The organism is Achromobacter sp. SD115, from assembly GCF_017355315.1.
GTDB classification, from domain to species: Bacteria; Pseudomonadota; Gammaproteobacteria; order Burkholderiales; family Burkholderiaceae_B; genus Achromobacter; species Achromobacter xylosoxidans_B.
Map to the genome: position 1 here is coordinate 37,313 of NZ_JADIJM010000033.1, position 22,117 is coordinate 59,429.

Here is a 22,117-nt window from a genome sequence, read left to right on the forward strand (position 1 = left end):
GACACTTGTGTGGGAAAGGACCAAATGATACCCGCTGCCGGGCCGCCGATCGGCCGCCCGGGCACCGCAAGGGGGACATATCCGTCCACCCTGGCACGTTTTGTAACAGCAGCTTATGGCACAATCCGCCCCTTGTTTTTCCTTTTTGTCGTCGTATCGAGATGTCTGAAACTTCCGCTATCACGTACGTCGCCGCCGGCGTCGACAACGCCCGCATCGTCGCGCAGCTCGCCACCGAGCTGGGCGCGCGCGCCTCCCAGATCGCCTCGGCGGTGGAACTGCTGGACGATGGCGCCACCGTGCCCTTCATCGCTCGCTATCGCAAGGAAGCCACCGGCGGCCTGGACGATACCGTGCTGCGCAATCTCGAAGTGCGCCTGGGCTATCTGCGCGAACTCGAAGAGCGCCGCGGGTCCATTCTTGAATCCATCTCGCAGCAGGGCAAGCTCACGGCCGGGCTGCAGCAGGAAATCGCCACGGCGGACACCAAGCAGCGCCTGGAAGACTTGTACGCCCCCTACAAGCCCAAGCGCCGCACCCGCGCCCAGATCGCCCGCGAAGCGGGCCTCGAGCCGCTGGCCGACGGCATCCTGGCCGATCCCGCCTGCGACCCGGCCGCGCTGGCCGCGCAATACCTGAATCCGGAAGCGTCCATCAACGACGCCAAGGCCGCGCTCGACGGCGCGCGCGACATTCTGGCCGAGCGCTACGCGGAAAACGCGGACCTGCTGGCCGACATGCGCGAGCACCTGTGGTCCACCGGACTGATCCATTCCAAGATGGTCGATGGCAAGGAAACCGAGGGCGCCAATTTCCGCGACTGGTTCGACTTCAACGAGCCGCTGCGCACCCTGCCCTCGCACCGCATCCTGGCGCTGCTGCGCGGCCGCCAGCAAGGCGTGCTGGAACTGCGCCTGGGGCTGGAAGCCGAACTCGAAGCGCAGACGCCGCATCCCTGCGTGGCCCGCATCGCCGGCTTCCTGAAGCTGGGTAACGGCCTGTTCGCGCTGGACGCCACGCCGCGCGCCCGCTGGCTGGGCGAAGTCTGCCGCTGGACCTGGCGCGTGAAGCTGCTGACGGCGTTCGAAAGCGAGCTGGTCGGCCGCCTGCGCGAAAGCGGTGAAGCCGAAGCCATCCGCGTGTTCGCCGCCAACCTGAAGGACCTGCTGCTGGCCGCGCCGGCCGGCCCCAAGGCCGTGCTGGGCCTGGATCCCGGCATCCGCACCGGCTGCAAGGTCGCGGTGATCGACCAAACCGGCAAGGTCGTGGACACCACCACCGTGTACCCGTTCGAACCGCGCCGCGACCGCGAAGGCACCATCAATACGCTGGCGGCCCTGGTGGCGCGCCACAAGGTCGACCTGATCGCCATCGGCAACGGCACCGCCTCGCGCGAAAGCGAAAAACTGGTGGGCGACATGATGGAACGCTTCCCGGACCTGAAGGTCACCCGCGTGGTGGTTTCCGAAGCTGGCGCTTCCGTCTATTCCGCGTCCGAAACCGCCGCCCAGGAATTCCCCGACCTGGACGTGACGCTGCGCGGCGCCGTGTCCATCGCCCGCCGCCTGCAGGACCCCCTGGCCGAACTGGTCAAGATCGATCCCAAGGCCATCGGCGTGGGCCAGTACCAGCATGACGTCAACCAGCGCGAGCTGGCGCGTTCGCTGGACGCCGTGGTCGAGGATTGCGTGAACGCCGTGGGCGTGGACGTGAACACCGCGTCCGCCGCCCTGCTGGCCCGCGTGTCCGGCTTGAATTCGCTGCTGGCCAAGAATATCGTCGCCTGGCGCGACGAGAACGGCGCCTTCCCGACCCGCGAGATCCTGCGCAAGGTGCCGCGCTTTGGCGACAAGGCGTTCGAGCAGGCCGCCGGCTTCCTGCGCATTCCCAACGGCGACAACCCGCTGGACGCCTCGTCGGTCCACCCGGAAGCCTATCCGGTGGTCGAACGCATCGTCGCCAAGATCAAGGCCGAAGTGAAGCAGATCATCGGCCAGCGCGAAGCCCTCAAGGGCGTTTCGCCGTCCGACTTCACCGACGAGCGCTTCGGCCTGCCGACAGTGCGCGACATCTTCGCCGAACTGGAAAAGCCCGGCCGCGATCCGCGCCCGGAATTCAAGACGGCGCAGTTCAAGGAAGGGGTTGAAACCCTGAACGACCTGTACCCGGGCATGGTGCTGGAAGGCGTCGTGACCAACGTGGCCAACTTCGGCGCGTTCGTGGACATCGGCGTGCACCAGGACGGCCTGGTCCACATTTCGGCCCTGGCCGAGAAGTTCGTGAAGGATCCGCGCGATGTCGTGCGCGTGGGCCAGACGGTAAGCGTGAAGGTGCTGGAAGTGGACGCGGCGCGCAAGCGCGTGGCGCTGACCATGCGCCTGAACGACACCGCGGCGCCCGCCCGCCGCAGCGCCGACGCGCCCAAGAGCGGCGGCGACCGCAACCGCCGCCCGCAGGGCGACGGCGGCCGCGGTGGTTCCGGGGCCGGCGCCGGCATGAACAGCGCCATGGCGGACGCCTTCGCCAAGCTCAAGCGCTGAGCGAACGTCGCTCCACGAAAAACCGGCGCCTGGTGCGCCGGTTTTTTTTACCTAGGGCTTACCCGTAAAGAGACGGGTTACTTGTGTTCGCTCAAGCCGCAACTATCAAAAATGATAGAAAATATCTAATTGTGTCCAAATAATAAGACCCGACGGCGCCAGGCCGCGCAGCGACACAAAGCCCCCCGCGAACAGGCGAGCCATGGCGCGCAGCGCCTGCCGGGGAGCAGCACAAGAACGACAGCGCCCTGCCTCGAACGACCGGAGATCCGCCCAGCCATGTCCCATACCATCACGCTTGCCGCCAATGAAACGGCAACCATCACCGAAAAGGAAGCCAACGCCAGCGGCGTCTACAGCGAAATCACCCTGGGCCAGTATTCGCGCCTGCTCGTCGACGGCGCCGAAGTGAGCTTCAAGCACATCACGCTGGAGCGGCTGGGCAGCCGCGTCATCGAACTGAGCAATGGGGCGCAGTTGCACGTCGGCGCGCTGGGATTCGCCAGCATGGGCGCCAGCATCACCTATCGCATCGGCGCGGGTTGTGCGCTGACTTTCGACGCCAGCCAATGGGATCCGGAAGTAGTAGCCAACACCACCTTCGATTTCGCCAGCCAGGGCAGCGGCACGCTCAAGTACTTCCCGTTCATCAATCCGGAATGGCTGGACTGCCCGAACGTCACGGGCTACACGGAAGGCGACATGCTCGAAATCGCCGGCCAGGGCAGCGCCCAGCGCTTCCAGGTGCGCGACGGGCGCATCGTGGCCAGCGCCCGCGCCGCCTGAACCTGCGGGCCGGCTTTGCGCCGGCCCCTCGGGCTTATTCCTGCGACAGCGACGACAGCGCGGCGCGCGCGCGCGCCAACGAGGCGCCGGATGCGTCCTGCGCGCCCGCCGGGGCGGTCGCCACGACCACACCATCGAGCATCGCGGCATAGCCTTGCCCGTCGGCCTGCAGCACCGCATCGGCCGGTTCCGACTGCAGGCGGCGCATCAGGGCGCCAGCCTCCTTGGGATCGGCGAAGCGCTGCGACAGCAACAGTTCCTCGCCGTCGGCAGCCAGCAGGCGGAAGCGGAAGCCGCCGTCTTCATCGCGGAAGCTGACGAAGCGCGCGCCCTTGCCCTTTTCCTTCTTGGGCTGCGCGGCCTTGGCGCCCGACGCGGCCTCCAGATTGCGCAGGCCCACGGCCTGGCGCAGCTCGTGCATGAACGGCGTGGCCAGCTTGCGCGCCTTGGCGGCGCCCGCCTGCAGGATGTCTTCGATGCGGCCAGGGTTGGCCATCAGGTCGAAGTACTTCTCGCGCATGGGCGCCAGCAGGTTTTCCAGGTGGTCGTACAGCGCCTGCTTGGCCTCGCCCCAGCCCATCCCTTCTTCGAGCTGCTTGCGCAGCGCGGCGGCCTGCTCGTGCGTGGCGAAGGCGCGGTAGATGGTGTACAGGTGCGAGTTCTCGGCGTCCTTGGGCTCGCCCGGCGCGCGCGAATCGGTCACGATGCGCATCACCGCCGCGCGCAGTGCGCTGGCGCCGCCCTCGAACAGGGGAATGGTGTTGTTGTAGCTCTTGGACATCTTGCGGCCGTCCAGGCCCGGCAAGGTCGCCACGTCCTCTTCGATCACGACTTCCGGCAGCGTGAAGTAATCGCGGCCGTACAGGTGGTTGAAACGCTGGGCGATATCGCGCGCCATTTCCAGATGCTGGATCTGGTCGCGGCCCACCGGCACCTTGTTGGCGTTGAACATGACGATGTCCGCCGCCATCAGCACCGGATACGAGAACAAACCCATCGTGACGCCGTCGTCCGGTTCCAGGCCCTTCTCCGTGTTCTGGTCCACCGACGCCTTGTACGCATGCGCCCGGTTCATCAGCCCCTTGGCGGTGACGCAATTCAACAACCAGGTCAGCTCGGGGATCTCGGGGATGTCCGACTGCCGGTAGAAGGTCACGCGTTCGTGATCCAGGCCCACCGCCAGCCAGGTGGCGGCGATTTCCAGGCGCGAGCGCGCCACGCGGGCGGGGTCGTCGCACTTGATGAGGGCGTGGTAGTCCGCCATGAAGAAGAATGCGTCCACGCCGGGCTGCGCGCTGGCCTGAACGGCCGGACGGATCGCGCCCGCGTAATTGCCGAGGTGGGGAGTTCCAGAGGTGGTAATGCCGGTAAGGACGCGGGTATTCATGAGGCGAAGAGGCGTTTGCTAGGGGAAACGCCCAGTGTAACGTGCCGGGCGCGTGGCTACAGAACGGCCAGCACCGGCGCCGCCAGCGCGCACAGTCCGCCGGCGGTCAACGCGGCGCGAGGCCGGAACGTCAGGAACCAGATCAGCAGCAGCCCGGCAATGCTGAGGATGCCTATCCATTCGACCGTGCCGTAGCTCCAGCCCCAGACCGCCGCCGAGGCGCACAGCGACAGGGCCAGCGCAGCCCAGCCGAACAGACGCAGAGGCAAGCGGTGGCGCCGTGGCAAGGCCCGGTCGAACAAGTCTTCGTAGTGGCGGTCCATGCCCAGGCACAGGGCTGCAAAACCGGCATAGGCCAGGCAGAAGGCGGCAAGCGTCATGGCGTATCCCCTCTAGGTTCGTAGGCGGACTGGACAGGCTGGGACTGGGCCGCGGGCTTGGCCGCGGCGCGGCCCTTGATGGGCGCCTTGGCGGCCGCCTTGCCTGCGCGGGCGGCCTTGCGCGCCATCCAGGCCAGCAGCAGCGCCCCGGCCAGGCAGGTCAGGTCGAAACCCGCCATGACCCAGTCGCCGGAAGGCAGAGAGACGCCCAAATGACGCGAGGTCGTCAGGGCGTTGACCACCGGCACCAGCGCCAGAGAGGCCGCCGCGGCAGCCAGCAGGTCGCGCCACTTGCGATGCTGGAACAGGAAGGCGTAGACCAGCGACAGGCCCCAGGCGGCGAAGAAGGCGCGCGATTCCCAGAACTGCCTGCCCGGCAGGTCGACGGGCAGCAGGCGGTTGGCCCAGAAAAAAGCGGCGACCGAGATGAACAGGCCCGCGATCGTGCCGGCATTGAGCGCGTCCACCAGCCGCAACGAAAACGCTTCACGCGCGCCCGGACGCGCCTTCTGGCGCCGCTTGGCGATCCACAGGACCATGCCCGTACCCACCATGGCCGTGCCCGCCATGCTGACCAGGAAATATAGCCAGCGCAAGAACGGTTCTGCGAACAGGCCCAGGTGCAGGCCGACGATGACGCCCGCGGTGCGTGCGGTGGCGCCGAGCTCGTCCTCGCGTTCCTGCAGCGCGCCCGTGACGCCGTCAAAGCGCATGTAGGGCGCCAGCTTGCCAAACGACACGCCATCGGCCGCATCGCGCACCAGGGTCACGGTCGCGCCGGCATCGCCGGGATGGTTGACGGTGACACGCCCCACCCGTCCTCCTTGCCAGTGCTGTTGCGCCTGCTCCACCAGCGGCGCGAGCGGAAGCAGCGGCGCGGGCTCGTTGCGCGCGGGCGTGACCCTGAAGGACTTGAAGACGTCGTCGGAGTATTGGCGCGGACTTTCGTACACCGCCAGGATGCCGGCCGGCATCAGCATGGCCATGAACAGCACCAGCCCGCTGAACGTGATCATCAGGTGGAACGGCAGCCCCAGCACCGACAAGGCGTTATGGCCGTCCATCCAGGCGCGCTGGCCGCCCTTTCTGGGCCGGAAGGTGAAGAAATCGGTGAAGATCTTCTTGTGGGTGATGATGCCGCTGATGATGGCCACCAGCATGAACATGCCGGCGATGCTGGCGAGCCAGCGCCCCCACGGAAAGGCGGTTTCCAGTTCGAAATGGAAACGGTAGAAAAAGTCGCCGCCGCGCGTCTCGCGCGCGGTCACGGCCTGGCCGCTAGCCGGATCCAGCTTTACGCGCACGAAGCCGCGCTCGCCCGGCTTGGGCTTGGGCACTTGGTAGAGCACCTGGATATACGGCTCGCGGTCGGACGGCGGCGTAATGAACCAGCGCGTGGCGTCGGGCGCATGTACACCCAGGTAGCGCTGCGCGGCGGCCACGGACTGCGCCGCCGGCGCGGGCCGCACCTGGATCTCGGGCTGCATCCAGCTCGTGATCTCGGGGCGGAAGAACGCCAGCGTGCCGGTCAGGAACATCGCGAACAGCACCCAGCCGAAGATCAGCCCCGACCACGTGTGCAGCCAGGACATGGATTGGCGCAGGCCTTCTTCGCCCTGCGCTTTTTCCACTTTCGTCTTCATGCCGCCCCCGTCGCGCGGCCGACCGCGAACAGCGCGCCCAGCAGCGCGGCGGGCACCAGCACGCCCACCCAGGCGCGCCAGGCATTACGCGTGGCGAAGACCCAGATCACGCCGCAGGCATAGAACACGAAGGACAGCATCTGCGCCGTGATCACGGCGTCCGGCCGCCGCATGGGCAGCCAGATGGCCAGGCAGGCCGCAGCCGCCGACGCCAGCACATAACCGCCCAAAATGGCGGCCGCCGCCCTGGAAAAGACGGCCAGACGGTAGCGCATCATGCCTGCGCCGGCAGCGGGAGCTTTCACTGGGAAACGTTGAAGGTCAGAGTGGAAACGTAGCGGATCTTGGCGTAGGCCTTGCCGTCGGCCTCGCCCGCCTTGTCTTCGACATGGGCGGCTTCGAGCACGTACTGGCCGGGCCACGGCGTGGTGATTTCGATGCGGCCGTTCTCATCGCTGTGGAAGCGCTTTTCCCACTTGGGCGGGCCGAACACGGTGACTTCGGTCTTGGCCAGCGGCTTGCCTTTGAACTGCAGCACGAAAGCGTTGGTCCCGGCCGCGACCGGCACGAGTTCCAGGTCCAGCTTGCCTTCGGTGTCCGCGCGGCCAGCCTTGGCGCCGTACTGCACCAGGGTGTCCTTGAACTGGTAGGCCTGGCGCAGGCGCACATCGCCCTTGCCCGCCGCCGCGAATTCGAGGAAGTCCGCACCCTCGCCCGCGACCTTCAGCGCCTTGCCATCGGCGCCCGTCACGACCGGCGCCACCATGATCTTGCCGAGCAGGCCGTCGCGCTTTTCGCGCACGTCGTCCGCCCATTCGCCGAAATACGCCTTGGCCGGACCCTCGGCGCTGCGTTCCAGCCAAACGAAATGCGCCTGCGCGGCGCCCGCCGTGCCCAACAGGGCAATAGCGGCCAAGGTTCTTGCGAATGTCATTGTTGATTTCCTTTAGTCGGACCGGATCGGGCCAGCCCCGCGGCCAGGCACCGATTCGGCAGGTTTTAAATTATAACCATTCTCACTTCGAAGTAGCCATCCGTCCTACCAGCGGTAGCGCAGGCTGGCCTTGATGGAGCGTTGATAGCCATACCAGCACCAGGAATCGCCCGAGCACGACGCGACGTACTCCTTGTCGAACAAGTTCTGCACGTTCAGCGCCACCTGCATGCCCTTGAGCGAGGGCGATGCGCGGCCCAGGTCGTAGTCCAGCATCAGGTCGAACAGCGTGACCGACGGCACCTTCAGGGTGTTGGTCTCGTTGCCGTACGAGGAACCGATGTAGCGCACGCCGCCGCCCACGCCCATGCCCGCCAGCGGACCGTCCTGCAACTGGTAGCGGGCCCAAGCGGAAGCCTGCTGCGAAGGCACGCCCACGGGCGCCTTGCCCTTCAAGTTCATGCCGGCGGCGTTGGGATAGGCCTTGGAGTACTCGTTGTCCATCAGGGAATACGCCGCCACCAGCGTCAGTCCGCGCATGGGCTCGGTCTTGGCTTCCAGTTCGATGCCCTGGGTGCGCAGCTCGCCTGCCTGGATCGAGCAGCGCCCGCCCGCCGTGCCGCAGATGTGGGTCGGATCCGGATCCGTGGTGGTCATGTTTTCGCGGCGGATGTCGAACGCCGCGACCGACAGCAGCGTGGCGCTGCCCGGCGGCTGGTACTTGATGCCGACCTCGTACTGGTTGCCTTCGATCGGCTTGAAGGGCGTGTTCTGCCAACCCGTGCCCGATTGCGGTTCGAACGATTCCGAGTAGCTGAAGTAAGGCGCCACGCCGTTGTCGAAGTTGTAGATCACGCCCAGGCGGCCGGAGAACTTCTCCGCGTTGAGCGAGGACGGCGCGACCCGCCCGGTGGCGATCGTGGTGGTCTCGCCCACGGTGCGCGACCAATCGTAGCGCCCGCCCAGCAGCACCGAGAGGCGGTCGATCTTGATCTGGTCCTGGAAGTACAGGCCAGCCTGATATTGCTTGGAAGTCGCGTCCGTGGAGAATGCCGGCGCCGGGATGTTCTGGTGGTTGTCCGGGTTCAGCACATCCAGCGCGGGCGCGGTGCCAAAGCCGGACAGCGTGTCGGTCTTGACGTGCTGGTAGTCGAAGCCCAGCAGCGCGGTATGGGCGAAGCGGCCGGTGTTGAAGCGCGCCTGCAGATTGTTGTCCAGGGTCAGCGCGCCCACGTCCACGTCGGTCGCAATCGACGCGCGCTGCTGGTAGCGGTAGGTCTTGTCGGTATAGCCGTAGTTATTGGTCATCGCGCCGTAGATGCTGCGGTACTGCGCTTCCGAGCGCGTCCAGCGCAGGCTCTGCGAGGCCTTGAAGGTGTCGTTGAAGCGATGCTCCAGCACATAGCCCAGCGAATAGCTCTTGCGGTCGCTCTTTTCGAAGTTGGCGTCGCCGTCGTAGTAGTCCGCCGGCAGACGGATGCCGTCGGGCGCCGAGAGCAGCGTGCGCATCGCCGGCACGCTGCCGTAGGAGCCCATGTCGGGATCGCGCTGGAAGTTGGTCAGCACGGTCAGCGTGGTGTCGCCGCTGGGCTTCCAGGTGAAGGCCGGCGACACGAAGTAGCGGCGCTCCTTGGTGTCCTTGACCTGGCCGTCGGACATATAGCCCGAGCCGACCAGGCGGTACAGGAATTTGCCTTCCTCATCCACCGGACCGCCGAAATCGAAATTGGCGCGGCGGTAGTCATAGTTGCCAACCTGCACCTCGACCTCGCGCAGCGTCTCTTCCAGCGGGCGCTTGCTGACCTGGTTGACCACGCCGCCCGGACCGCCCTGCCCGTACATGACGGAAGCCGGCCCCTTCAACACGTCCACGCGCTCCAGGCGATAGGTGTCCACCTGCGGCAGGGCATCGCGGCCGCCGAATACCCGCAGGCCGTCCAGGTAGGACGATGCGGAAAAGCCGCGCACGCTGAACTGGTCCAGGCGCGTGGCGGTGGCGCCGCGCGATTCCGTGGCCACGCCCGCGGTGTAGCGCAGTACCTGGTTCAGCGTCTGCGCGCCCTGCTCCGTGATCTGCTCGCGCGTGACGACCGATATCGACTGCGGCGTTTCGATCAGCGGGGTGTCGGTCTTGGTGGCGCTGGCGCTCACCGTGGCGACGTAGCCCACCGTCGTGATCGCGCTGTCGGACATGCCCGACACGGTCACCGGCGCCAGCGTGGGCGTATCGCCCGCGGACGCAGCAACCTGCACCAGCGTCCAGGTATTGCCCGATTGCGCGCGCGCCTGCAGGCCGCTGCCCGCCAGGATGCGGGAGAATCCCGCGCCCACCGAGTACGCGCCCGCCAACCCTTCCGAGCGGCGTCCGCGCACCAGCGCCGGGTCGAACGACAGCACCACGCCGGCGCTGCGCGCGAACTGCGTCAAGGCGTCGGCCAAGGGGCCGGCAGCGATCTGGTAGCTGCGTGGCGCGTTCGCCGAGGCAGGCGCCGATTGCGCCCGGGCCTGCGGCATGCCGGCGACGAGCCCGCCCGCGCACATGGCGGCCAGCACGGCGACGCGGCCGGCGGACAAGGGGGCGCGCAAGCGCGATTGAGATGAAGCGGACACAAAACTCTCCCTGTACGGTGGTATCTATCCCTGCCTTCCGTACGGGATCCGAAAACCTGCAAGCCGCAGGCCAAAAAATTTGTAACGCTCAAGCCTCGCGCGGACCGACCTGCAGCCAGTACTGCGTATGCCGCGTCACACGGATGGGTAAGGCGGGCTCCAAGGCCTTGAGCGCGCGTTCGGCATCGTCCAGCGGAAATACGCCCGACAGCCGCAGGCCGGCCACCGCCGGATCCACCCTGATCATGCCCAGGCGCTGGCGGGCCAGGTACTGGGCGAAGTAGTCCAGGCGCCAGTCCTTGGCCACCACCAGGCCGTCGGCCCAGGCCAGCCTGTCCGGGTCGGAGGCATGGCGGCCGACTTCGCCGTGTTCCGAGAATGCCAGGCGCTCGCCCGCCTCCGCGTGCGTCGCAACGCCGGCGCGCAGCAGCACGACGCTGCCTTCATACACGCCCACGCGCGCGCCTTTGTCGGTGCGCCGCAAGTCAAAGCGCGCCTGTTCCGCACGCAGTTCACCGTGCCCTGTGTCCACGCGCAGCGCCGCCATGGCGGGCCGCACCTCGGTCCGCACCAACACTTCGCCACGCAGCAGGTCCATGCCGCGGGCGCCGCCCTGCAAGTGCAGGCGCACCGCGCTGTCGCTGTTCAAGGTGATATGCAGCCCATCGGCCACCGCGACCGCCAGCCGCTCGCCGACGCCGGTGCTGAGGTCCGCAGCCAAGCGTTGCCACGGTGCATGGCGGTAGCCCGCCCAGCCGGTGACGGCCGTGCCGCAGATGGCCAGCAATCCGCGCAATACCGTGCGGCGGCCGTTCGAGCGGGGCCCGGACAACGCGCCATGCGCCAATGCCGTCGGCACGCGACGGGCATCCTGGCTGATGCGCTGCAGGCGGTCCCAGGCCTGGCGGTGCGCGGGATCCTGCGCCAGCCATGCCTCGCACGACTGCCGCTCGCCCACACCGGCCATTCCGGATTGCAGCCGCACCCACCAGGCGATCGCCTGGTCCGCCACCGGGTCGACGGCGCTAGTCATCAAACGCCGCGTAGCACGCGGTCATGGCGCGCACCATGTACTGCTGCACCGAACTCAGGGAAATTTCGAGCCGCCGGGCGATCTCGGGATAAGTCAGGCCGTCGAGCTGCGACAGCAGAAACGCGGAACGGGCCTTCGGCGGCAAGCCGTCCAGCAGGTGGTCCAGCCGCGCCAGTGACTGCAGCTGTTCGGCCTGCTCTTCGGGAGACGGCGCATAGGCCTCGGGAATGGCGGCCAGATAGGCAAGATACGCCCGCTCCAGCGCCGCATGCCGTTGATGGTCCACCACCAGGCCCTTCGCGATGGTGGTCAGCAGCGCCCGGGCATCGCCGGCGCGAACTGTCTTGCGGCCCTGGATCACCCGCAGGAACACGTCCTGCGCCAGATCTTCCGCGCGGTGCTCGCAACCCAGCCTGCGGCGCAGCCAGCCGAACAGCCAGGGACGGTGATCGCGATACAGGCCATCGACGGGCGCGGCACAGGTATCGGTGCGCGCGGCCGATGCGGACAGGAAGGGGGAGGACACGTTGGAAACTGCGGTGCTGGACCTGAAGTCTCCAAATCTTAATTGATAATGACTTGTATTACCAATTTCAACCGAGATCCGCCCGAAAAATCCGGGCAGATGCGGCGCGACTACAACGACACGGTGTGGCGGCGTTCCGATTCCAGGTACTCGCGCGACTGCATTTCCAGAATGCGCGAGACGGTGCGGTGGAATTCATTGGCCAGCGCGCCTTCGGTGTAGATTTCCTCGGGCTCGCACTCCGCCGACATGATGAGCTTGATGCGGTGGTCGTAGAACACGTCGATCAGCCAGGTGAAGCGGCGCGCTTCGGAGGCCTGGCGCGGTCCCATGCGGGGTACGTCGGACAGGATCACGGCATGGAAGCGGTTGGCCAGTTCCAGATAGTCGTTCTGCGAACGCGGGCCACCGCAAAGCGTGGCGAAGTCGAACCACACCACCGACCCCGCAAGCGCCAGCGCGCGGATCTCGCGGTGCTCGATGTGCAGCACCGGGTCCTGCGGCGGCGTGTCAGCCAGGCTGTTGAAGGCTTCCTGCAGCGCCTGGCGGGCATGCTCGTCCAGGGGCGTGTGATAGCACTGCACTTGCTCCAGCGAACGGCGGCGGTAGTCCACGCCGGCATCCACGTTCATGATGTCCATGCGCGCCTGGATCAGCTGGATGGCGGGCAGGATGCGGTCGCGGTGCAGACCGTCCGGATACAGGGTCGAAGGTTCGTAGTTGGACGTCATCACGAAGGACGTGCCGTACTCGAACAGCTTGAACAGCAGGCGGTGCAGGATCATCGCGTCGGCCACGTCGGACACGTGGAACTCGTCGAAGCAGATCAGGCGATAGCGCTTGGCCACGCGCCTGGCCACTTCGTCCAGCGGATCCTGCATGCCCTTCACTTCTTCGAGTTCGCGGTGCACGCCGCGCATGAACTCGTGGAAATGCAGGCGCGTCTTGCGCACCACGGGCACGGTGGCGTAGAAGGCGTCCATCAGGAAGCTCTTGCCCCGGCCCACTCCGCCCCACAGGTACACGCCGCGCGGCACGTCGGGTCGGTTCAGCAGTTTCTTCAGCGCGTTCGAGCGCATCGATTTGAACTTGACCCATTCGTCGAAATAGCGCTGCAGCCGGTCGATCGCCTTTTTCTGGGCCTCGTCCGGCTGGTAGCCGCGCTCGGCCAGGGCGTGTTCGTAGTATTCGCTGACGTTCATGTGGGAGCAGGTAAAGCAGAATGAAAAAAGGGCGGATCCGTGAACCCGCCCCCGTCTTGCATCGGCTACGCGCGTATCAGAAGTTCAACGCGCGCTTGTCCACGGCCAACGCGGCTTCCTTCACGGCTTCCGACAGCGTCGGGTGCGCGTGGCAGATGCGGGCGATGTCTTCGGCCGCGCCACGGAATTCCATGATGGTCACGGCTTCCGAGATCAGCTCCGAGGCCATCGGGCCCACGATGTGCACGCCCAGGACCTCGTCGGTCTTGGCATCGGCGATCACCTTGGCAAAGCCGGTGGTGTCGCCCAGCGCGCGGGCGCGGCCGTTGGCCAGGAAGGGGAAGCTGCCAGCCTTGTACTCGCGGCCTTCGGCCTTGAGCTGCTGCTCGGTCTTGCCGACCCAGGCAATTTCGGGCGAGGTGTAGATCACCCACGGCACGGTGTCGAAGTTGACGTGGCCGTGCTGGCCGGCGATGCGCTCGGCAACCGCCACGCCTTCTTCCTCGGCCTTGTGCGCCAGCATCGGGCCGCGCACCACGTCGCCCACCGCCCAGACGTTCGGCAGGTTGGTCTTGCAGTCGCCGTCCACGGCCACGAAGCCGCGTTCGTCGAGCTTCAGGCCCACGGTGTCGGCGTTCAAGCCGCCGGTGTAGGGCACGCGGCCGATCGAGACGATCAGCTTGTCGACCACCAGCTTCTGCTCGGCGCCCTTGGCGTCGACATAAGGCACGGTGACGGACTTGGCGGTCGCCTTGATCTCGCCGATCTTGACGCCCATCTGGATGTTCAGGCCTTGCTTGGTGAAGGCCTTCAGGGCTTCCTTGGCCACTTGGCCGTCAGCGGCGGCCAGGAATTCCGGCATCGCTTCCAGGATGGTGACTTCGGAACCCAGGCGGCGCCACACGCTGCCCATTTCCAGGCCGATCACGCCGGCGCCGATCACGCCCAGCGTCTTCGGCACGGCGCCGATGTTCAGCGCGCCGTCGTTGGACAGCACGACCTTTTCGTCGAACGGCAGGCCAGGCAGCTCGCGCGCCGACGAACCGGTGGCGACCACCACGTGCTTGGCAACCAGGTCTTCCTCGGCGGTGCCGGTGACCTTGATGGCCCAGCCGCCGTCAACCTGGCCGGCGAACGCGCCCTTGCCATGGAAGAAGGTGACCTTGTTCTTCTTGAACAGGTACAGGATGCCGTCGTTGTTCTGCTTGACCACCGTGTTCTTGCGGCCGATCAGCGTGTCGAGCTTCAGGCTGACGCCCTTGACTTCGATGCCGTGGTCGGCGAAGTGGTGGTTGACTTGTTCGTAGTGCTCGGACGACTGCAGCAGCGCCTTGGACGGGATGCAACCGACGTTGGTGCAAGTACCGCCGGGAGCCGGGCCGCCTTGGCCGTTCTGCCAGGCGTCGATGCAAGCCACCGACATGCCGAGCTGCGCGGCGCGGATGGCAGCGATGTAGCCGCCGGGGCCCGCGCCGATGACGACGACGTCAAATTGTTTGGACATAGTGTTCTCGCGTAGAGGTATTGAGTGGAGCACGCCCCGCCCTGCGGGCCGGCGAGAAGCCGGCCGGGGCGCCGCAAGACCTTGGAGTCGCGTGGGCGCCGGGCCGGGGCGTCGAGATTACAGGTCCAGCAACAGGCGCTGCGGATCTTCCAGGGCGTCCTTCATGGCGACCAGGCCCAGCACGGCTTCGCGGCCGTCGATGATGCGGTGGTCGTAGGACAGCGCCAGGTAGTTCATCGGGCGGATGACGATCTGGCCGTTTTCGACGACGGCGCGATCCTTGGTGGCGTGCACGCCCAGGATGGCCGATTGCGGCGGGTTGATGATCGGGGTCGACAGCATCGAGCCGAACACGCCGCCGTTGGAGATCGAGAAGGTGCCGCCGGTCATTTCTTCAATGCCCAGCTTGCCGTCAGCGGCGCGGCGGCCGAAGTCGGCGATGGTCTTTTCGATGTCGGCGATGGACAGTTGGTCAGCATTGCGCAGGATCGGCACAACCAGGCCGCGCGGGCTGCCGACAGCGATACCGATGTCGAAGTAGCCGTGGTAGATGATGTCTTTGCCGTCGATCGAGGCATTGATCAGCGGGTACTTCTTCAGGGCGGCAACGGCAGCCTTGACGAAGAACGACATGAAGCCCAGCTTGATGCCGTGTTCTTTTTCGAACTTGTCCTTGTACTTGCTGCGCAGATCGATGACCGCTTGCATGTTCACTTCGTTGAACGTGGTCAGGATCGCGTTTTCCTGTTGCGATTGCAGCAGGCGTTCGGCGATGCGGGCGCGCAGGCGGCTCATCGGCACGCGCTGTTCCGGACGGCCGTCCAGCGACAGCGTCGGGGGAGCGACCGGGGCGGCGGCCTTGGCCGGAGCGGCCTTGGCGGGTGCGCTGGCGGCCAGGGCATCGCCCTTGGTCACGCGGCCGTCGCGGCCGGTGCCGGCCACGGAAGCGGCGTCGACGCCCTTCTCGGCCAGGATCTTGGAGGCGGCGGGCGAAGCCACGCCGGCAGCTGCCGACGAAGCGGGCGCGGCGGCCGGAGCGGCAGCGGCTTGCTCAGCGGCCTTGGGAGCTTCGGCGGCAGGTGCGGCGGCAGCGACGGCCGCCTTGCCGGCGGTGTCGATGCGGGCCAGCACTTCGCCCGAGGTGACGGTGCTGCCGTCGCCCTTGACGATTTCAGCCAGCACGCCCGAGGCCGGAGCCGGCACTTCCAGCACGACCTTGTCGGTTTCGACTTCGATCAGGATTTCGTCCGCTTCAACGGCAGCGCCAGGCTGCTTCTTCCAGGTCAGCAGCGTCGCTTCGGAGACGGATTCGGAGAGTTGGGGGACGACGACGTCGGTAATAGCCATTTTGTTTGTTCCGTAAAGTTTGTGTTCTGGTCGCGCTGCGCGGCAAGCTTCGAAATCAAATCCCGGAAACCTGCGCGCGCGGCGCGTGCATCAAGCGCGTGTTACTTCGTCAACATGACCTTGAACTTGGGCGCGAAAGCCGTTTCGATCAGGGCCTTCTGCTGCTCTTGGTGCTTGGCCAGGTAGCCCACGGCCGGCGATGCCGACGCGGCGCGGCCGGCATAGCCCAGCTTCTGGCCTTCGACCATGTTTTCGTACACATGATGCTGAACGTAGAACCAGGCGCCCTGGTTCTGCGGTTCGTCCTGAACCCAGATCACTTCGGTTGCCTTCGGGTACTTGCGCAGTTCCGTTTCGAACGACTTGTGCGCGAACGGGTACAGCTGTTCGACACGGATGATCGCCACGTTGTCGGCGCCACGCTCGCGGCGGGCGTTGACCAGATCGTAGTAGACCTTGCCCGAGCAAGCCAGCACGCGCTTGACCTTGCTGGCGTCGATGGCCTCGTCGACTTCGCCGATGACCGGACGGAAGCTGCCGCCTGCCAGATCGGTCAGGGGGGAGCCGGCGTCCTTGTTGCGCAGCAGCGACTTGGGCGTGAACAGCACCAGCGGCTTGCGGAACGGACGGATCATCTGGCGGCGCAACACATGGAAGATCTGCGACGCGGAGGTCGGCTGGATCACCTGCATGTTGTTGTCGGCGCACAGCTGCAGGAAGCGCTCGATGCGGCCCGACGAGTGCTCGGGACCCTGGCCTTCGTAGCCGTGCGGCAGCATCAGGGTCAGGCCCGACTGGCGGCCCCACTTGGCTTCGCCGGAGCTGATGAACTGGTCGATCACGACCTGGGCGCCGTTGACGAAGTCGCCGAACTGGCCTTCCCAGATGGTCAGCGTGTTGGGTTCGGCGCTGGAGTAGCCGTATTCAAACGCCAGCACCGCCTCTTCGGACAGCACGGAGTCGATGACGGTGAACGGAGCCTGGCCTTCCGAGACATTCTGCAGCGGAATGTAGGTGCCGTCGTTCCAGCGTTCGCGGTTCTGGTCGTGCAGCACGGCGTGGCGGTGCGTGAACGTGCCGCGGCCCGAGTCCTGGCCGGTGATGCGGATGGCGTAGCCCGAGGATACTAGGGTGGCGAAGGCGAGGTGTTCGCCCATGCCCCAGTCCAGGTTCATTTCGCCCTTGGCCATGGTGCGGCGGTCGTTCAGCAGCTTGGCGACCAGCGGGTGCACCGTGAAGCCTTCCGGCACGGTGGTGATGCGTTCGCCGATGCGCTTCAGTTCAGCCAGCGGCACGGCGGTGTCGGCCTGGTCGGTCCACTTGGCGCCCAGGAACGGCGACCAGTCGATGGCGTACTTGCTCTTGTAGTCGGTCAGCACCGGTTCGATGGTGCGCTGGCCGTCTTCCATCAGCTGGCGGTAGTCCTTCACCAGTTGGTCGGCTTCGCCTTCGGCCAGCACGCCTTGCGTGGTCAGCTTGTCGGCGTACAGCTTGCGCGTGCCGGGGTGGTGGCCGATGCGCTTGTACATCAGGGGCTGCGTCAGCGACGGGGTGTCTTGCTCGTTGTGGCCCAGTTTGCGGAAGCAGACGATGTCCACGACGATGTCATGACGGAACTGCTGGCGGTAGTCCAGGGCCAGCTTGGTGACGAACACCACGGCTTCGGGATCGTCGCCGTTGACGTGGAACACCGGGGCTTCGATCATCTTGACCACGTCGGTGCAATACAGCGTCGAACGCGAGTCGCGCGGGTCGGACGTGGTGAAGCCGATCTGGTTGTTGATGACGATGTGCAGCGTGCCGCCCGTGCCGTAGCCGCGGGTCTGGGCCAGGTTCAGGGTTTCCATGACCACGCCCTGGCCGGCGAAGGCCGCGTCGCCGTGCACCAGCACCGGCAGCACTTGCTTGCCTTCGGCGTCGCCGCGGCGTTCCTGGCGGGCGCGCACGCTGCCTTCGACCACGGGGTTGACGATTTCCAGGTGGGACGGGTTGAACGCGAGCGACAGGTGGACCGGGCCGCCACGGGTGGACAGGTCGCTGGAGAAGCCGTTGTGGTACTTCACGTCGCCGTCGGTCAGGCCTTCGGCGTGCTTGCCTTCGAACTCGGCGAACAGGTCGCCGGGCATCTTGCCCATGATGTTCACGAGCAGGTTCAGGCGGCCGCGGTGGGCCATGCCGACCACGATTTCCTGGACGCCGTTTTCACCGGCGTGGTTCACCACTTCGTCCATCGAGGCGATGAAGCTTTCGCCGCCTTCCAGCGAGAAGCGCTTCTGGCCGACGTACTTGGTGTGCAGGAAGCGCTCGAGGCCTTCGGACTCGGTCAGCTGCTGCAGGATGTGGCGCTTTTCTTCGGCCGAATAGGCGGGCGCGCCCAGGGTGGTTTCCAGGCGTTCCTGGATCCAGCGCTTGGCGGCGGGGTCGGAGATGTGCGTGAATTCGGCACCGATGCTGCGGCAATACGTGTCGCGCAGCGCCTTCAGGATGTCGCGCAGCGTCATGGTGCTGGCGGTCGTGAAGTAGGTGTTGGTGGCCGAGTAGGTCTGGTCCAGATCGGCTTCGGTCAGGCCGTAGAAGGCCGGATCGAGTTCGGGGATCGGGGGACGTTCCTGGCGCTTGAGCGGATCCAGATCGGCCCAGCGCGAACCCAGCGAGCGGTAGGCCGCGATCAGCGACTGCACCGAAACCTGCTTGCTGGCGACGCTCAGGTCGGGTTCGGCGGCGCGTTGCACGAAGGCATTGGCCTTGGCGCGCTGGGCGAACGATTCGACGATGGGAGCGTGGGCCTGGTCGCGGGTGGATTCCTGGCCGTCGGTGGCGGGAGCGTGTTGCAGCTGGTCGAAGTATTCGCGCCAGTTGTCAGGTACCGAACCGGGATTGTCGAGGTAGGCTTCGTAAAGCTCCTCAACATAAGGGGCGTTACCCCCAAAGAGATAAGACGTGGATAGAGATTCTATTTCCGAAGACATATCGCTTCACCTTTACGAGTGCTTCACTCGACACGATGCAGGAAAACCTTCCGCGACACGGGCTTCCCGTTAAGCGGATAGCAGGGGCAGAAGGCGCGTACAAGCCTTAAAAGCCGTATGGGATAAGAGTATAGCCCTTTGAGTTTAAGGACGTCTTCTTGCGTTTTCGTGACGCAAAAGCCCATTCGGAATGCCGTCATGCAGCAATGGAATGTCCAGCGAACACCTTCCATTGCGCCGTCTACGCGCCATCAATTTCTGGCAACCCAAAATGCCGCATTGCATCATTTTCACTGACAGAATTGCCAGTGTTGCGCGTTAGCCTCGTTCATACGGGCAACTCGGTGGTCGACAGGATCTCTTTCAGGACGAAAAAGGTGCGGATCTGGCGTACGCCAGGCAGCTTGATGATCTCGCCGGCATGCAATTTGTTGAAACGTTCCAGGTCGCGGATGCGCAGCATCAGGAAGTAGTCGAACTCGCCCGCCACCAGGTGGCATTCCAGGCAGCCGCTGATGCCGCGCGCCGCGGCTTCGAAATCGGTGAAGGACTCGGGCGTGGAACGATCCAGCACCACCCCGACGATGACCAGGGTGGCCATGTCGACCTCGGCGGGTTCCAGCAGGGCCACGGTTTTCCGGATGATGCCTTCGCTCCTGAGCTTTTCCACGCGCCGCAGGCAGGCCGCGGGGCTGAGATGGACCCGCGAGCTCAATTCCAGATTGGTGATCTGTGCATCCTGCTGCAGGGCGCGCAGGATGTGGCGGTCTATGCGATCCAGGCTGGAAATGGCTGCCATTTAATGTGTCCCTTAAAATTAAATTTCGCTTTTGTTTTTGTACTTCAAATAATAAATATCATCCAAGAGATGAAATAAATCCAAAACTCTAAAAATCTTAAAAATACGCAATTGACGCCATATCCAGGCAATTCCTATGATTTTTCCATCCGCGCCAACCGCGGCCGTCACAGGAGCCCCCATGGATCTGCAACGCTTTCCCCGCCATCGCCTGACCTTCGGCGACACCCCCATCGAAAAGCTCGACCGCCTGTCCGCGCACCTGGGCGGCAAGGTCGAGATCTATGCCAAGCGTGAAGACTGCAACAGCGGCCTTGCGTTCGGCGGCAACAAGCTGCGCAAGCTGGAATACCTGATCCCGCAGGCGCTGGAACAGGGTTGCGACACGCTGGTCACTATCGGCGGCATCCAGTCCAACCACACCCGCATGGTGGCCGCCGTGGCCGCCAAGCTGGGACTGGCTTGCGTGCTGGTGCAGGAAAACTGGGTGGACTATTCGGACGCGGTCTACGACCGGGTCGGCAACATCATGATGAGCCGCCTGATGGGCGCCGATGTGCGCCTGGTGGATCAAGGTTTCGACATCGGCTTCCGGCGCAGCTGGGAGGAGGCCCTGGAGGACGTCCGCAAGCGCGGCGGCAAGCCCTATGCGATTCCGGCCGGCGCGTCGGACCACGAGCTGGGCGGCCTGGGCTACGTCGGCTTCGCCGAGGAAGTGCGGCGCCAGGAAGCCGAGCTGGGATTCAAGTTCGACTATGTCGTCGTGTGCGCGGTCACAGGCAGCACGCAGGCGGGCATGGTGGTGGGTTTTGCCGCCGACGGACGCGCCGACCGCGTCATCGGCATCGACGCCTCGGGCACGCCCGAGCAGACCCGCGCGCAGATCCTGCGCATCGCGCGGCGCACCGCCGACATGGTCGGGTTGGGAACCGCCATCGAGGAGCGCGACGTGGTATTGGACACCCGCTATGCCTATCCCGCCTACGGCTTGCCGTCGGCCGAGACCAACGAGGCCATCCGTCTCTGCGCCCGGCTCGAAGGCATGATGACCGACCCGGTCTACGAAGGAAAATCCATGCAGGGCATGATGGACATCATCCGCCGCGGCGAGATTCCCGCAGGCTCGCGGGTTCTGTATGCGCACCTGGGAGGGGTGCCGGCGATCAACGCCTACAGCTTTCTCTACCGCAACGGATAAGGGCGCCTACGGCGCTTTCGCCTGGCCTTGCGGCGACCTGCGCTGACAGGCCGGCCTCGAATGGCGGGGCTTGCCAGCCCCGGCCGTCCGCGCCCATGATGGACGCAGGAAGCGCAGCCCAGCCGGCGTATCCGCCGGCTGGGCTTTTTCCTGCCCGCGCTTTTCCGGTGGCTCGGTTTCAGTCACGGCAGAATCATGTACATAATTTGTATACAAAACCAGGATTTCCGGCTATGGTGCTGATCATCAGGAAGTCGCCCGCCAACCCACGTCCGGCCGCCATGCGCCGGCGCACTCCGCCCGCCTGTTCATGACCGCCTACGATTCCACGCTCCCCTACCCCCGCGACCTGGCCGGCTACGGCCGCAATCCGCCGCATGCGCGCTGGCCGGGGCAGGCGCGCATTGCCGTGCAGTTCGTGCTGAATTACGAGGAAGGCGGCGAGAACAGCGTGCTGCATGGCGACGCCGGGTCCGAACAGTTCCTGTCGGAAATGTTCAATCCCGCCAGCTATCCCGAGCGCCATCTCAGCATGGAAGGCATCTACGAATACGGTTCGCGCGCGGGCGTGTGGCGCATCTTGCGGGAGTTTGAAAAGCGCGGGCTGCCGCTGACGGTGTTCGGCGTCGGCATGGCCTTGCAGCGCCACCCCGAACTGAGCGCGGCCTTCGTTGAGCTGGGACACGAGATCGCCTGCCACGGCTGGCGCTGGATTCACTACCAACATGTGGACGAAGCCACCGAGCGCGAGCATATGCGCCTGGCCATGGATGCCATCACGCAATTGACCGGCAGCCGTCCGCTGGGCTGGTACACCGGCCGCGACAGTCCGCGCACCCGGCGCCTGGTCGCCGACTACGGCGGCTTCGAGTACGACAGCGATTACTACGGAGATGACCTGCCCTTCTGGATGCGCGTGCGGAAGACGGACGGCAGCGTCGCGCCGCAGCTGATCGTGCCCTACACGCTGGACTGCAACGACATGCGCTTTGCGTTGCCGCAGGGCTATTCGCACGCCGATCCTTTCTTCCAGTACCTGAAGGACAGCTTCGACGCGCTCTACGCCGAAGGCGACGAGGCGCCCAAGATGATGAGCATCGGCATGCATTGCCGCCTGCTGGGCCGGCCCGGCCGCATCACCGCGCTGCAACGCTTCCTGGACCACATCGCCAGCCACGACCGCGTCTGGGTCTGCCGGCGGCTCGACATCGCGCGCCACTGGCAAGCGGCGCATCCCTATACCCCCAACGCCTGAACAG

The 22,117-nt window shown here is 65.7% G+C and carries 17 protein-coding genes; 4 read left to right on the forward strand and 13 right to left on the reverse strand.

The annotated features are described in order from the left end of the window. Nucleotides 1-161 precede the first annotated feature (161 nt). Nucleotides 162-2,540 (forward strand): RNA-binding transcriptional accessory protein Tex, encoded by a 2,379-nt coding sequence (gene tex, locus IPU70_RS30345; RefSeq protein ID WP_207472962.1) that lies wholly within the window; start codon nucleotides 162-164, stop codon nucleotides 2,538-2,540. Between the two features lie 279 nt (nucleotides 2,541-2,819). Continuing rightward, a complete protein-coding gene (locus IPU70_RS30350; protein ID WP_207472969.1) occupies nucleotides 2,820-3,326 on the forward strand; it encodes a hypothetical protein in 507 nt (168 codons plus the stop codon). Nucleotides 3,327-3,360: 34 nt separating this feature from the next. Here the strand turns inward: IPU70_RS30350 and IPU70_RS30355 are convergent, their stop codons facing one another. The 13 genes from IPU70_RS30355 to IPU70_RS30415 all read right to left on the reverse strand — a co-directional run bounded on the left by IPU70_RS30355 (nucleotide 3,361) and on the right by IPU70_RS30415 (nucleotide 19,660). Beyond that, complete coding sequence (locus IPU70_RS30355) at nucleotides 3,361-4,713, reverse strand: tryptophan--tRNA ligase (RefSeq protein WP_207472974.1); 1,353 nt, start codon at nucleotides 4,711-4,713, stop codon at nucleotides 3,361-3,363. Nucleotides 4,714-4,769: 56 nt separating this feature from the next. Beyond that, on the reverse strand, nucleotides 4,770-5,093 hold the full coding sequence (locus tag IPU70_RS30360; RefSeq protein WP_013392333.1) for a DUF3325 domain-containing protein: 324 nt from the start codon (nucleotides 5,091-5,093) through the stop codon (nucleotides 4,770-4,772). Next, entirely contained in the window at nucleotides 5,090-6,736 is a 1,647-nt protein-coding gene (locus IPU70_RS30365; protein ID WP_207472975.1) for a PepSY domain-containing protein, read from the reverse strand. The genes IPU70_RS30360 and IPU70_RS30365 overlap by 4 nt, the downstream gene beginning before the upstream one ends. After that, nucleotides 6,733-7,014 (reverse strand): DUF3649 domain-containing protein, encoded by a 282-nt coding sequence (locus tag IPU70_RS30370; protein WP_207472976.1) that lies wholly within the window; start codon nucleotides 7,012-7,014, stop codon nucleotides 6,733-6,735. Before IPU70_RS30370 ends, IPU70_RS30365 begins: the two co-directional genes overlap by 4 nt. A 23-nt stretch (nucleotides 7,015-7,037) precedes the next feature. After that, a complete protein-coding gene (locus tag IPU70_RS30375) occupies nucleotides 7,038-7,670 on the reverse strand; it encodes a DUF4198 domain-containing protein (RefSeq protein WP_207472977.1) in 633 nt (210 codons plus the stop codon). Nucleotides 7,671-7,775: 105 nt separating this feature from the next. After that, nucleotides 7,776-10,211, reverse strand: coding sequence for a TonB-dependent siderophore receptor (locus IPU70_RS30380; protein ID WP_371819140.1), 2,436 nt, complete (start codon nucleotides 10,209-10,211; stop codon nucleotides 7,776-7,778). 157 nt (nucleotides 10,212-10,368) lie between these two features. Continuing rightward, nucleotides 10,369-11,313 carry a FecR domain-containing protein gene (locus IPU70_RS30385; protein ID WP_207472980.1) on the reverse strand — a complete coding sequence of 315 codons (945 nt, stop codon included), beginning with the start codon at nucleotides 11,311-11,313 and terminating at the stop codon, nucleotides 10,369-10,371. Further along, a complete protein-coding gene (locus IPU70_RS30390) occupies nucleotides 11,306-11,839 on the reverse strand; it encodes a sigma-70 family RNA polymerase sigma factor (protein WP_207472983.1) in 534 nt (177 codons plus the stop codon). Before IPU70_RS30390 ends, IPU70_RS30385 begins: the two co-directional genes overlap by 8 nt. Nucleotides 11,840-11,949: 110 nt before the next feature. After that, on the reverse strand, nucleotides 11,950-13,041 hold the full coding sequence (zapE, locus tag IPU70_RS30395) for a cell division protein ZapE (protein ID WP_207472985.1): 1,092 nt from the start codon (nucleotides 13,039-13,041) through the stop codon (nucleotides 11,950-11,952). A 76-nt stretch (nucleotides 13,042-13,117) separates the two neighbouring features. Continuing rightward, nucleotides 13,118-14,545, reverse strand: coding sequence for a dihydrolipoyl dehydrogenase (lpdA, locus tag IPU70_RS30400; protein ID WP_013392325.1), 1,428 nt, complete (start codon nucleotides 14,543-14,545; stop codon nucleotides 13,118-13,120). 117 nt (nucleotides 14,546-14,662) lie between these two features. Continuing rightward, nucleotides 14,663-15,892, reverse strand: a complete 1,230-nt coding sequence (odhB, locus tag IPU70_RS30405; RefSeq protein ID WP_207472987.1) for a 2-oxoglutarate dehydrogenase complex dihydrolipoyllysine-residue succinyltransferase — start codon at nucleotides 15,890-15,892, stop codon at nucleotides 14,663-14,665. Between the two features lie 101 nt (nucleotides 15,893-15,993). Then, complete coding sequence (locus IPU70_RS30410) at nucleotides 15,994-18,861, reverse strand: 2-oxoglutarate dehydrogenase E1 component (RefSeq protein ID WP_013392323.1); 2,868 nt, start codon at nucleotides 18,859-18,861, stop codon at nucleotides 15,994-15,996. A 328-nt stretch (nucleotides 18,862-19,189) separates the two neighbouring features. Further along, nucleotides 19,190-19,660, reverse strand: a complete 471-nt coding sequence (locus IPU70_RS30415; RefSeq protein WP_207472994.1) for an Lrp/AsnC family transcriptional regulator — start codon at nucleotides 19,658-19,660, stop codon at nucleotides 19,190-19,192. A 181-nt stretch (nucleotides 19,661-19,841) separates the two neighbouring features. Between IPU70_RS30415 and IPU70_RS30420 the strand changes: the two genes are divergently transcribed. After that, entirely contained in the window at nucleotides 19,842-20,858 is a 1,017-nt protein-coding gene (locus tag IPU70_RS30420) for a 1-aminocyclopropane-1-carboxylate deaminase (RefSeq protein ID WP_207472996.1), read from the forward strand. 310 nt (nucleotides 20,859-21,168) lie between these two features. Then, nucleotides 21,169-22,113, forward strand: coding sequence for an allantoinase PuuE (puuE, locus tag IPU70_RS30425; RefSeq protein ID WP_207473003.1), 945 nt, complete (start codon nucleotides 21,169-21,171; stop codon nucleotides 22,111-22,113). Nucleotides 22,114-22,117 lie beyond the last annotated feature (4 nt).